General features: G+C 62.8%; 10 protein-coding genes. All 10 read left to right on the forward strand.

Going from position 1 to position 12,933, the window contains the following annotated elements; genetic code table 11:
* Window positions 1-11 precede the first annotated feature (11 nt).
* The 10 genes from atpD to ABCW43_RS15670 all read left to right on the forward strand — a co-directional run bounded on the left by atpD (window position 12) and on the right by ABCW43_RS15670 (window position 12,828).
* Window positions 12-1,442, forward strand: coding sequence for a F0F1 ATP synthase subunit beta (gene atpD, locus ABCW43_RS15625; RefSeq protein ID WP_345926006.1), 1,431 nt, complete (start codon window positions 12-14; stop codon window positions 1,440-1,442).
* A gap of 76 nt (window positions 1,443-1,518) precedes the next feature.
* On the forward strand, window positions 1,519-1,926 hold the full coding sequence (locus ABCW43_RS15630; protein WP_345926008.1) for a F0F1 ATP synthase subunit epsilon: 408 nt from the start codon (window positions 1,519-1,521) through the stop codon (window positions 1,924-1,926).
* A 168-nt stretch (window positions 1,927-2,094) separates the two neighbouring features.
* Complete coding sequence (locus ABCW43_RS15635; RefSeq protein WP_345926010.1) at window positions 2,095-2,988, forward strand: LysR family transcriptional regulator; 894 nt, start codon at window positions 2,095-2,097, stop codon at window positions 2,986-2,988.
* Window positions 2,989-3,171: 183 nt separating this feature from the next.
* The gene (locus tag ABCW43_RS15640) at window positions 3,172-3,651 is read left to right on the forward strand and encodes a formate dehydrogenase subunit gamma (protein WP_345926012.1); all 480 of its coding nucleotides are present in this window, start codon (window positions 3,172-3,174) and stop codon (window positions 3,649-3,651) included.
* Window positions 3,648-5,204: a formate dehydrogenase beta subunit gene (locus ABCW43_RS15645; RefSeq protein ID WP_345926014.1), complete on the forward strand. Its 1,557-nt coding sequence runs from the start codon at window positions 3,648-3,650 to the stop codon at window positions 5,202-5,204. The genes ABCW43_RS15640 and ABCW43_RS15645 overlap by 4 nt, the downstream gene beginning before the upstream one ends.
* A gap of 249 nt (window positions 5,205-5,453) precedes the next feature.
* Window positions 5,454-8,333 (forward strand): formate dehydrogenase subunit alpha, encoded by a 2,880-nt coding sequence (gene fdhF / locus ABCW43_RS15650; RefSeq protein ID WP_345926016.1) that lies wholly within the window; start codon window positions 5,454-5,456, stop codon window positions 8,331-8,333.
* A gap of 295 nt (window positions 8,334-8,628) precedes the next feature.
* Window positions 8,629-9,456: a formate dehydrogenase accessory sulfurtransferase FdhD gene (gene fdhD / locus ABCW43_RS15655; protein WP_345926018.1), complete on the forward strand. Its 828-nt coding sequence runs from the start codon at window positions 8,629-8,631 to the stop codon at window positions 9,454-9,456.
* A complete protein-coding gene (locus ABCW43_RS15660; RefSeq protein ID WP_345926020.1) occupies window positions 9,446-9,805 on the forward strand; it encodes a formate dehydrogenase subunit delta in 360 nt (119 codons plus the stop codon). Before fdhD ends, ABCW43_RS15660 begins: the two co-directional genes overlap by 11 nt.
* Window positions 9,806-9,879: 74 nt before the next feature.
* Complete coding sequence (locus ABCW43_RS15665; protein WP_345926022.1) at window positions 9,880-11,538, forward strand: OFA family MFS transporter; 1,659 nt, start codon at window positions 9,880-9,882, stop codon at window positions 11,536-11,538.
* A gap of 240 nt (window positions 11,539-11,778) precedes the next feature.
* Window positions 11,779-12,828, forward strand: coding sequence for an aldo/keto reductase (locus ABCW43_RS15670; protein WP_345926024.1), 1,050 nt, complete (start codon window positions 11,779-11,781; stop codon window positions 12,826-12,828).
* Window positions 12,829-12,933: the final 105 nt, after the last annotated feature.

A 12,933-nucleotide genomic window follows, 5' to 3' on the forward strand; every position in this document is an offset into this window, starting at 1 on the left:
GGGTAAGAATCATGGCTACCGCAACGGGCACGTCCCTCGGCAAGGTGACCCAGGTTATCGGCGCTGTCGTCGACGTCGCTTTCGACGGCGAACTGCCGGCGATTTTGAACGCGCTTGAAACCGACAACAACGGCAACCGCCTCGTTCTCGAAGTCGCGCAGCACCTCGGCGAAAGCGCCGTCCGCACGATCGCAATGGACTCGACCGAAGGTCTGGTTCGTGGTCAGCACGTCACGGATACCGGCGCTCCGATCACCGTTCCCGTCGGTCCGGAAACGCTCGGCCGCATCATGAACGTCATCGGCGAGCCGGTCGACGAAGCCGGTCCGCTCGTCACGTCCGGCAAGCGCGCCATCCACCAGGACGCACCGGCCTATGTCGATCAGTCGACCGAAGGCCAGATCCTGGTCACCGGTATCAAGGTCGTCGATCTTCTCGCGCCTTACGCTAAGGGCGGCAAGATCGGCCTCTTCGGCGGTGCAGGCGTCGGCAAGACGGTTCTGATCATGGAACTCATCAACAACGTCGCGAAGGCACATGGCGGTTATTCCGTGTTCGCAGGCGTCGGTGAGCGTACCCGCGAGGGCAACGACCTTTACCACGAAATGATCGAATCGGGCGTCAACAAGCATGGCGGCGGCGAAGGCTCGAAGGCCGCCCTCGTTTACGGCCAGATGAACGAACCGCCGGGCGCCCGCGCCCGCGTCGCTCTGACCGGTCTCACCATCGCTGAAGACTTCCGCGACAAGGGCCAGGACGTTCTGTTCTTCGTCGACAACATCTTCCGCTTCACCCAGGCAGGTTCGGAAGTGTCCGCTCTGCTCGGCCGTATTCCTTCGGCCGTGGGTTATCAGCCGACGCTCGCCACCGACATGGGCCAGATGCAGGAACGCATCACCACCACGACCAAGGGCTCGATCACCTCGGTTCAGGCCATCTACGTTCCCGCCGACGACTTGACCGACCCCGCGCCGGCAACCTCGTTCGCCCACTTGGACGCAACGACGGTTCTGTCGCGTTCGATCGCCGAAAAGGGCATCTACCCGGCCGTCGACCCGCTCGACTCCACCTCGCGCATGCTCGACCCGCTGGTCGTCGGCGAAGAGCATTACGAAATTGCCCGTAAGGTTCAGACGACGCTGCAGCGCTACAAGTCGCTGCAGGACATCATCGCCATCCTCGGCATGGACGAACTGTCCGAAGAGGACAAGATGACGGTTGCCCGCGCCCGCAAGATCGAGCGCTTCCTGTCCCAGCCGTTCTTCGTCGCCGAAGTCTTCACCGGTTCGCCGGGCAAGCTCGTCGCGCTCGAAGACACGATCAAGGGCTTCAAGGGCCTCGTCAACGGCGATTACGACCATCTTCCGGAAGCCGCCTTCTACATGGTCGGCTCGATCGAAGAAGCCGTGGAAAAGGCCAAGAAGCTGGCCGAAGCCGCTTGATCTTGAACGAGATGGCGCGCGGGACTATCTCCGGCGCGCCTTTCCCGCATAAAACACGCTGAGGAAGTGGACCTTCATGGCCGAGGCTTTCAACTTTGAACTGGTTTCGCCCGAGCGCCTGCTCGTCTCGGAAAAGGTCACCGAAGTGGTGATCCCGGCGACGCTTGGCGAAATGACGGTGCTTGCCAATCACGCGCCGACGATGACGACGATCAAGCCGGGTGTGGTTTCGGTGAAGCTCGCCTCCGGCCAGGTCAACAAATACGTCGTTTTCGGCGGTTTCGCCGACATCCTGCCGACCGGCTGCACGCTGCTGGCCGAATCCGCGGTTCCGGCCAGCGAGCTGACTCACGCGACGCTGCAGAAGCGGATCGAGACGACGCAGGGCGAAATCAACCATGCGCAGAGCGACGAGCACAAAACGAAGCTCGAGCAGTTCCTCGCGGAATTGACCCACCTTAACGGTATCGTTATGCCGGTCTGACCACCGGCGAAATACTGATCATGGAAGGCGGTCCGCGAGGCCGCCTTTTTCTTTGCGTACGAGTCTGGGGAGATGGTTGGCCGTCTCAACGGAGACCGGCTGAGGCGGCTGGATGCCGACTTGTATGTCCGCTGCCATCTTGTTAGCCCTTCAGGCTGGAGGAACGCGATGATCGACAAGTTGGAATTCTTCATTGCCCTGGCGCGCGAAGGCCATTTCGGCCGCGCCGCGGAGGAATGCGGCATCTCGCAGCCCTCGCTTTCGGCCGCGATCCGCCAGCTTGAGGAACAGCTCGGCGTGCAACTGGTGGTGCGGGGCTCGCGCTACCAGGGCCTGACGCCGGAAGGCCAGCGGGTACTCGAATGGGCGAAACGCATCGTCGGCGATGCGCGTACGATGCGCGAGGAAATGCGTGCCGCCCGCAAGGGTCTTGTCGGTCATATAAGGCTGGCGTCGATCCCGACGGCGCTGGCGATGATCCCCAGGTTGACGGAACCGTTCCAGGCCAAACACCCGGAGGTAACCTTCTCCGTCGTTTCGCGCAATTCGCTGCAGGTGCTTTCCCAGCTCGACAATTTCGAGATCGACGCGGGCATTACCTATCTCGACAACGAGCCGCTCGGCCGGGTGACGAGCGTGCCGCTCTACGCGGAGCGCTACAATCTGGTCACGGCCGAGGGGGCGCCCTATGCCGATCGGGAAAGCGTCACCTGGAAGGAGATGGCCGATCTTAGGCTTTGCCTATTGACGCCCGACATGCAGAACCGCCGGATCATCAACCAGCACCTCGCCGAAGCGGGGGTGACCGTGAAGCCGATGCTCGAATCGAACTCGATGGTGGTTCTTCTCTCGCATGTGGGGACCGGGCGCTGGGCGAGCATCATGCCGCGCAACGTGGCGCGATCATTCGGGTTTGCAAAACAAATCAGGACTATCCCGATCGTCGATCCGGAAGCCACGCATATCGTCGGGCTTGTGGCGACCCATCGCGAGCCCTTTACGCCGCTGGTCTCGGCCCTGCTTCACGAGGCTCGGAGCCTCACTCCTGCCGCCATGGCTTGATAGCTTTTTTCTATCGCGTAACCGATCTCCTTTATTGACGGTTGAGGTATCGGTTGCGACATTCCATTCCCAGTAGGCGAAGTACGATTGTCGGACAACTTCGCCAGCTTTCTGATCTGCACAGAAGCGTGGTTGCGCCGACGCTACGACGCCGGAAGCGGATCAGCTGGGAGGCTACAGACTATGAATATGCGAATTTCCGCTGGTGAATTCACCGAGCGGTCGCTTCAGATCATCAGGGATCTGAAGCACCTGGAAGGTCCGATGCTGCCGATCCTGCATGCGATCCAGGCCGAGTTCGGTTATGTGCCGGACGAGGTGAAGCCGGTCATCGCCAGCGAGCTCAACCTCTCGCGCGCCGAAGTGCATGGCGTCGTCACCTTCTATCACGAATTCCGCGACCACCCGGCCGGCCGGCATGTGCTCAAACTCTGTCGCGCCGAGGCCTGCCAGTCGATGGGCAGCGACCGCATCGCGGATCGCGCCCGGCAGCTTCTCGGGATCGACTTTCACCAGACGACGCTCGACGGCGCGGTGACGCTCGAAGCGGTCTACTGTCTCGGGCTCTGCGCTTGCGCACCGGCCGCGATGCTCGACGGCGAAGTTTTTGGCCGCGTCGATGAGCACTGTCTTTCCGAAATCGTTGCGGAGGCACGTCGATGACGGTGACGATTTTCGTTCCGCGCGATGCAGCCGCGCTGGCGCTCGGCGCCGAGAAGGTGGCGAAGGCGATTGCCCAGGAGATTGCGACCCGCGGGCTCGATGCCAAGATTGTGCGCAACGGTTCGCGCGGCATGTTCTGGCTGGAGCCGCTGGTGGAAGTGCGTACCGAACACGAGCGCATCGCCTATGGTCCGGTGAAGGCCGGCGACGTGAAGGGGCTGTTCGACGCCGGCTTCCTGGAAGGTGGACAGCATGCTTTGCACCTCGGCCCGACCAAGGACATCCCCTTCCTGCGCCAGCAGATGCGGCTGACTTTCTCCCGTTGCGGTGTCACCGATCCGTTGTCGCTTGATGACTATCGCCATTACCAGGGTCTGAAGGGTCTCGAAAAAGCCCTCGCCATGACGTCGGCGGAGATCGTCGCCCAGGTCACCGATAGCGGTCTTCGCGGCCGCGGCGGCGCAGGCTTTCCAACCGGCATCAAATGGAAGACGGTGATGGATGCGGCGGCCAGCCAAAAATACATCGTCTGCAATGCGGACGAGGGCGACAGCGCCACCTTCGCCGACCGGATGATCATGGAAGGCGATCCCTTCGTCCTGATCGAAGGCATGATCATCGCCGGCATCGCGACCGGCGCCACCAAGGGTTATGTTTACACCCGCTCGGAATATCCGCATGCCATCGCAACGATGACGGAAGCCGTCAAGATCGCCCGGTCCGCCGGCATTCTCGGCCCCTCGGTGATGGGCTCGGCTTATGCCTTCGACATGGAGATCCGTTCCGGCGCCGGCGCCTATGTCTGTGGCGAGGAAACCTCGCTGCTGAATTCGCTCGAAGGCAAGCGCGGCATCGTGCGCGCCAAGCCGCCATTGCCGGCGCTGCAGGGATTTCTGGGCCGTCCGACCGTGGTCAACAACGTCATTTCGCTTGCCTCCGTGCCGGTCATCATGGACCGCGGCGCCGAGTTCTACAAAAACTTCGGCATGGGCCGGTCCCGCGGCACGATCCCGATCCAGATCGCTGGCAATGTGAAATACGGCGGCCTCTACGAGACGGCCTTCGGCCTGTCGCTCGGCGAGATTGTCGATCATATCGGCGGCGGCACGGCGACCGGCCGGCCGGTGAAGGCGGTGCAGGTGGGTGGACCGCTCGGGGCCTATTTCCCGCGGGCGCTGTTCGACACGCCGTTCGATTACGAAGCTTTCGCGGCTAAGGATGGTCTGATCGGCCATGCGGGCATCACCGTGTTCGACGATTCGGCCGACATGCTGAAACAGGCGCGGTTCGCGATGGAATTCTGTGCCATCGAGAGCTGCGGCAAGTGCACGCCCTGCCGCATCGGTTCGACGCGCGGCGTGGAGACGGCTGACAAGATCCGGCAAGGCATCGAGCCGGAGAAGAACAAGGCGCTGCTGGCGGATCTCTGCAACACGATGAAGTTCGGGTCGCTCTGCGCGCTCGGCGGGTTTACGCCCTATCCGGTGATGAGCGCGATGAACCATTTTCCGGAGGACTTTTCTCCGGCTCCGATCGTGGAGGCGGCGGAATGATGGACGCCCCTATCTTTGCTTCGGCGCACGCCGCCCCCCTCTGGCCTGCCGGCCATCTCCCCCACGGGTGGGGAGATCGGCTGGGTGCGCGCTCATCGCTTTCCATTCCACGTTTCATCCTCCGCTTCGGTTCTTTTGAAGCGGCGGCCATGCCGCTTGTAATCTCCCCACCTGTGGGGGAGATGGCCGGCAGGCCAGAGGGGGGCGATCTTGCTCCCGCGTTTATTTTTCCCAGCAAGGAGACACACAATGTCCCTCGTTCATGAAATCGACTACGGCACGCCGGCCTCGCGCTCCGAAGCCCAGGTGACGCTCACCATCGACGGCCGCGCCATCACCGTGCCGGAAGGCACGTCGATCATGCGCGCTTCGATGGAAGCAGGCATAAAGGTGCCGAAACTCTGCGCCACCGATATGGTCGATGCCTTCGGCTCCTGCCGCCTCTGTCTCGTGGAGATCGAAGGGCGCAACGGAACGCCGTCCTCGTGCACCACGCCGGTCATGCCGGGCATGGTCGTGCACACCCAGACCGGCCGGCTGAAGGATATCCGCCGCGGCGTCATGGAGCTCTATATCTCCGACCACCCGCTCGACTGTCTCACCTGCGCCGCCAACGGCGACTGTGAATTGCAGGACATGGCCGGCGCGGTAGGCCTTCGCGACGTGCGTTACGGTTATGAGGGCGACAATCACGTCAGGGCCCGCAACGACGGCGCGATCAACGCCAAGTGGATGCCGAAGGACGAGTCGAACCCTTATTTCACCTATGATCCTTCGAAATGCATCGTCTGCTCCCGTTGCGTGCGCGCCTGCGAGGAAGTGCAGGGCACGTTCGCGCTGACGATCGAGGGCCGCGGGTTCGAAAGCCGTGTTTCGCCCGGTGCCCATGAACATTTCCTTGATTCCGAATGTGTTTCCTGTGGCGCCTGCGTGCAGGCCTGTCCGACGGCAACGCTGACCGAAAAGTCGGTGATCGCGATCGGCCAGCCGGAACATTCGGAAGTCACTACCTGCGCCTATTGCGGCGTCGGCTGCTCGTTCAAGGCGGAAATGCGCGGCGAAGAGCTGGTGCGCATGGTGCCGTGGAAGGATGGCCAGGCGAACCGTGGCCATTCCTGCGTCAAGGGCCGCTTCGCTTACGGATATGCGACCCACAAGGACCGCATCCTCAACCCGATGATCCGCGAGAAGATCTCCGATCCGTGGCGAGAAGTGACCTGGGATGAGGCCTTTTCGCATGTGGCTTCCGAGTTCCGGCGCTTACAGTACCAGTATGGTCGGGATTCGATCGGCGGCATCACCTCGTCGCGTTGCACCAATGAAGAAACCTTCCTCGTGCAGAAGCTGATCCGCGCCGGTTTCGGCAATAACAATGTCGATACCTGCGCCCGCGTCTGCCATTCGCCGACCGGTTATGGTCTCGGCCAGGCGTTCGGCACGTCGGCCGGCACGCAGAATTTCGACTCGGTCGAGCAAACGGATGTGGTGATCGTCATCGGCGCCAACCCCACCGACGGCCATCCGGTGTTCGCCTCGCGCCTCAAGAAGCGGCTGCGCCAGGGTGCAAAACTGATCGTCATCGATCCGCGCCGTATCGATCTGGTGCGCACGCCGCATGTGGAGGCCGATTATCACCTGCCGCTGCAGCCGGGCACCAACGTGGCCGTGCTGACGGCGCTGGCGCATGTCATCGTCACCGAAGGCCTGTTCGACGAAAAGTTCATCCGCGAACGTTGCGACTGGTCGGAATTCGAGGACTGGGCAGCCTTCGTCGCCGAAGAGGTGCACAGCCCGGAAGCGACCGAAAAGTTCACCGGCGTTTCTCCGGAGCTGGTGCGCGGTGCGGCGCGGCTTTTTGCCAAGGGCGGCAACGGGTCGATCTATTACGGCCTCGGCGTCACCGAGCACAGCCAGGGTTCGACGACCGTCATGGCGATCGCCAACCTTGCCATGGCGACCGGCAATATCGGCCGTCCGGGCGTCGGTGTGAACCCGCTGCGCGGCCAGAACAATGTGCAGGGCTCCTGCGACATGGGCTCGTTCCCGCACGAGCTGCCGGGCTACCGCCATATCTCGGACGATGCGACCCGCGACATTTTCGAAAAGCTCTGGGGCGTGACGCTCAACAGCGAACCGGGCCTGCGCATCCCGAACATGCTGGATGCGGCGGTCGAAGGCACGTTCAAGGGCATCTATATCCAGGGCGAGGACATCCTGCAGTCCGACCCGGACACCAAGCACGTCTCGGCCGGTCTGGCCGCGATGGAATGCGTCGTCGTCCACGACCTCTTCTTAAACGAGACCGCCAATTACGCGCATGTCTTCCTTCCGGGTTCGACCTTCCTCGAAAAGGACGGCACGTTCACCAATGCCGAGCGCCGCATCAACCGCGTCCGCAAGGTGATGAGCCCGAAGAATGGTTATGCCGATTGGGAAGTCACCCAGAAGCTGGCGCAGGCCATGGGGCTTGCCTGGAATTACGCGCATCCGTCTGAGATCATGGACGAGATCGCCGCGTCGACGCCGAGCTTCGCGCTGGTTTCCTACGATTATCTCGACAAGATGGGCTCGGTTCAGTGGCCGTGCAACGAGGCGCATCCGGCCGGTTCGCCGATCATGCACACCGACGGCTTCGTGCGCGGCAAGGGCAAGTTCATCCGCACCGAATATGTGGCGACCGACGAACGCACCGGTCCGCGCTTCCCGCTGCTGCTTACCACCGGCCGCATCCTCTCCCAGTACAATGTCGGCGCCCAGACCCGGCGCACCGAGAATGTCACCTGGCATGCGGAAGACCGGCTGGAGATCCATCCGCACGATGCGGAACAGCGTGGCATCAAGGAAGGCGACTGGATCAAGCTCGCCAGCCGCTCGGGCGATACGACGCTGCGCGCGCTGATCACCGATCGTGTGGCGCCGGGCGTGGTCTACACGACCTTCCACCATCCGAACACGCAGGCGAACGTCATCACCACCGACTTCTCCGACTGGGCGACCAATTGCCCGGAGTACAAGGTGACCGCGGTGCAGGTGTCGCCTTCGAACGGCCCGACCGAGTGGCAGAGCGATTACGACGAGTTGTCGCGGCGGTCTCGGCGGATTGCGGGGAAATTGGAGGCGGCTGAGTGAGGAGCGTTCTGCAAAGCAGACGAAAAGCCAACGATTTGGCTTTTCGAGCGACGAGCGCCCGGAGCCATAGCGAAGGGCAGGCTGTCGGCGCGCGCCATACCTCCCTCTGCCTGCCGGCATCTCCCCCACAAGGGGGGAGATCGGCAAGACGAGCCGTCGGCATTCTTCAGCATTGGGCACAAGTTTGCGCATTCGTCCCCGTCAATGGCGGGCGAGGCATCGCTACATCCAATCTCCCCCCTTGTGGGGGAGATGCCCGGCAGGGCAGAGGGGGGTATTCCTGCCCCGACGTCCGATGACCTCCTTCAAAACCACCGCCACCGCCCCCGAGATCACCCGCCGTAGCGGCGTGACCCGCGCCGGCTCGCGGGTGGTGCCGGAGGAGGTGCCGATCGCCTTTTCCTATGGTGGATCGACCCATGCGGTGATGATGGGCTCTCCGGCCGATCTTGAGGATTTCGCGGTTGGCTTCAGCCTCACGGAAGGCATCATAACGTCGATGGCGGAGATCGAGAGCATTTCCGTCGTCGAGGAAGGTGCCGGTCTCGATGTTCAGGTGACGCTTGCCGAGGATAAGGAAGACGCGCTGCGCGCCCGCCGGCGGCATATGGCGGGGCCGGTCGGCTGTGGGCTCTGCGGTATCGAATCGATCGAGCAGGCCATGCGTCCGGTGCCGGATGTTTCCGCGGTGGCGATGGCGCTCAGCCCGAAAGAGGTGAGCGAGGCGGTCGCGGCACTCAATAGTGCCCAGCCGCTGCATCGGGAAACCCATGCGGTTCACGGCGCCGGCTTCGTCGTACCAGGCAGAGGGTTGGTTGCAGTCCGCGAGGATGTCGGCCGCCACAATGCACTCGACAAGCTTGCCGGAGCGGTCACTCGCGAGGGCCTCAAGGGTTCTAAGGGCGTCGTGGTCGTCACCAGCCGCATCTCCGTCGAGATGGTGCAGAAGACGGCGATCCTCGGAAGTTCAGTGCTGATCGCGATTTCCGCGCCGACGGCGCTTGCCATCCGCACGGCGGAAGAAGCTGGCATGACCCTCATCGCGCTGACGCGCGGCGAGGATTTCGAGATTTTTACGCGTACCGATCGCATAACCACTGGAGTTGTCGCCGATGTCGCATGACCAAAGCCCCGAGCAACTGGTGCTCGACAAACTGGTCCGGATGGCGAACCAGATCGCCACCTTCTTCCTGTCGCAGCCGGAAAAAGTGCGCGCCGAAGGCGTCGCGACGCATATCAACAAGTTCTGGGAGCCGCGCATGCGCCGGCACCTTTTCGAGCATCTCGACAAGGGCGGGGCGGGGCTTTTGCCCCTCGTCGTCGAAGCCTCGGTGCTGATCCGCCGGCCGGAGGCCAAGGTGGGATCGGGCGTCGGCGCCGGGCAGGATGCGACGGAAGGGGCGCCGGACGGCAAAGGTCCCGCCGAAGGAGAATCGCTGTCCGAACCGAGCATTCCGGAAAGCGCCGCATGAATTCATCCATCCGGCAGGTGAGGGGCCGGAAGGGGGGATAGAGCCTAGCCATCATCCGAGGGAGGATATTTTAAATGGCATTTGCAGGAACGACGAACGAGGACCTGACAGGCAATGTCGGGCTCCTCGATAGGGAACGTATTATCGCAAAACCGGGTTTCAATCGCTGGCTCGTGCCGCCGGCAGCTTTGGCCATTCATCTTTGCATCGGCATGGCTTACGGCTTCAGCGTCTTCTGGCTGCCGCTGTCCCGCGCCTTGGGTACCACGCAGGACCCCTCCTGCACCAGCCTCAACCTCGTCTCGGCCCTGTTCACGACAAGCTGCAACTGGCGTGTCGCGGATCTGGGCTGGATCTATACGCTGTTCTTCGTGCTGCTCGGTTGCTCGGCGGCGATCTGGGGCGGCTGGCTGGAGCGGGTCGGCCCGCGCAAGGCCGGTTTCGTCTCGGCCTGCTGCTGGTGTGGCGGCATTATCGTCGCGGCGATCGGCGTCATGACCCATCAGCTGTGGCTGATGTGGATCGGCGCCGGCGTCATCGGCGGTGTCGGCCTGGGCCTCGGCTATATTTCGCCGGTCTCGACGCTGATCAAGTGGTTCCCCGACCGCCGCGGCATGGCGACCGGCATGGCCATCATGGGCTTCGGCGGCGGCGCGATGATCGGTGCTCCGCTCGCCAACCTCCTGATGAACTATTTCAAGACCGATGCTTCGGTCGGCGTCTGGCAGACCTTCATCTGCATGGCGGTGATCTATTTCTGCTTCATGATGGGCGGCGCCTTCGGTTATCGCATCCCGCCGGTCGGCTGGCGTCCGGAAGGCTGGACCCCTCCGGTCTCCAAGACGACGATGATCACCACCAAGCACGTCCACCTGCGCGATGCGCACAAGACCAAGCAGTTCTGGCTGATCTGGGCGGTGCTTTGCCTGAACGTTTCGGCCGGCATCGGGGTTATCGGCATGGCGTCGCCGATGCTGCAGGAAATCTTCGCCGGATCGCTGATCGGCCTGCCGAACCTGACCTTCTCCCAGCTCGATGCGAGCCAGAAGGCGCAGATCGCCACGATCGCCGCCGGTTTTGCCGGGCTGCTGTCGCTCTTCAATATCGGCGGCCGCTTCTTCTGGGCGTCGCTCTCAGACAGGATCGGGCGCAAGAACACATACTATACGTTCTTCGTGCTCGGCATCGTGCTTTATGCGCTCGCTCCGACGCTTGCCGATATGGGCAACAAGGCGCTCTTCGTGCTCGCCTTCGGCATCATCCTCTCCATGTATGGCGGTGGTTTTGCGACCATCCCCGCCTATCTCGCGGATATCTTCGGCACCCAGTTCGTCGGCGCCATCCACGGCCGTCTTCTGACGGCCTGGGCGACGGCCGGCATTCTCGGTCCCGTCGTCGTCAACTACATCCGCGAAGCGCAGCTGACCGCAGGCGTACCCGCCGGGCCGGCGCTCTATACCGGAACGATGTACATCCTTGCCGGCATGCTGGTGCTGGGTCTGATCGCCAACGCGCTGGTCCGTCCGCTTTCCGACAAATGGTTCATGTCGGACCACGAAGTCGCCTCGCTGCAGGCAAAGACGGCTGCGGCGAATGTTGGCCCGACGGGTTCCTTCGGCATCGGCACCGGTGGTCTGGATGCCAAGGCAGCGCTTGCCTGGGCCGTGGTCGGCATCCCGCTCCTCTGGGGCGTCTGGGTGACGCTGAAGAGCAGCCTGGTTCTGTTCGGCTGACATTCATTGACAATGACGAGGGGGAGGGGCGGCCTGTGCCGCCCTCTCTTTTTTGTCCCGCACGGAAATGTGAGGATAAAAACGGAGGGGGCTCCGATTGACGTCGTGGGATTCCGGACTAGAGTGTGTTGCGGAGCCCGAAGCCGCTTTCTCTGCGGGACGCACGCGCCCGCGTGCCCGATCCGGCTCCGAACGACTGCTCAAATCGCTTCATATCTTCAGTGCACACGGGAGCTCTCCATGCGCTACAATCAATTGGGCAATACCGGTCTTTTCGTCTCCGAACTCTGCCTCGGCACGATGACCTTCGGCGAGAACCAGACGGGGGCCGTCTGGAGTGCCGTAGCCGGTCTCGATCAGGACGCCGCCGACGAGATCGTCGGGCGTTCACTCGCTGCGGGTATCAATTTCATAGATACCGCCAATGTCTATTCCGAGGGTAGATCCGAGCACATCCTCGGCCAGGCGATCAAGAACCTCGGCGTGCCGCGCAAGGACGTGGTCATCGCCACGAAATTCTATGGCCAGATGGGCGACAAGCCGAACGACCGCGGCGCCTCCCGCGGCCACATCATGGATTCGGTCGAGCAGAGCCTCGAAAGGCTGCAGATGGACCATATCGATCTCTACCAGATCCATGGCACCGATACGGTGACGCCGATCGACGAGACGCTGCGGGCGCTCGACGATCTCGTATCGCGCGGCCTCGTGCGTTACATCGGGCTCTCCAACTGGGCGGCCTGGCGGATGGCGAAGGCGCTCGGCATTTCGGAACGCAGGGGTTATGCCCGTTTCGAGACGGTGCAGGCCTATTATTCGATCGCCGGGCGCGACCTGGAGCGGGATATCGTGCCGCTGATGCAGGAAGAGAAGCTCGGGCTGATGGTCTGGTCGCCGCTCGCCGGCGGGCTGCTTTCCGGCAAATACGGTCCGGGTGCTCCAGGCAACGGGGAAGGCCGCCGTGCCAACTTCGATTTCCCGCCGGTCGACAAGGATCGCGCCTGGGCCTGCGTCGCGGCCATGCGTGAGGTCGGCGCCAGGCATGGTGCGAGCGTCGCGGAAGTGGCGCTGGCCTATATCCTGGCCAAACCCTTCGTGACGAGCGTCATCATCGGCGCGAAGCGGCTGGAGCAGCTCGAGGAAAATTTGAAGGCCGTGAAGCTGAAGCTCGACGCGGAGGACATGGCAAAACTCGACGAGGTCAGCGCGCTTGCTCCGGAATATCCGGGCTGGATGCTGGCCCGCCAGGGTGCCGGGCGCCGTCCGGCTCCGTTCGAGCCGAAGGAATAATCATGAAAAAAGCCCGCGGCGGTTCAACGCTGCGGGCTTCATAATCGAATAGCGGCTTAGAGGTCTTTCCAGCCAACCGCCTTGGCCTTGAGGTTGGATGTGCGA

Origin of the sequence: Neorhizobium tunisiense, assembly GCF_039631515.1 — a bacterium.
Taxonomy (GTDB): Bacteria; Pseudomonadota; Alphaproteobacteria; order Rhizobiales; family Rhizobiaceae; genus Neorhizobium.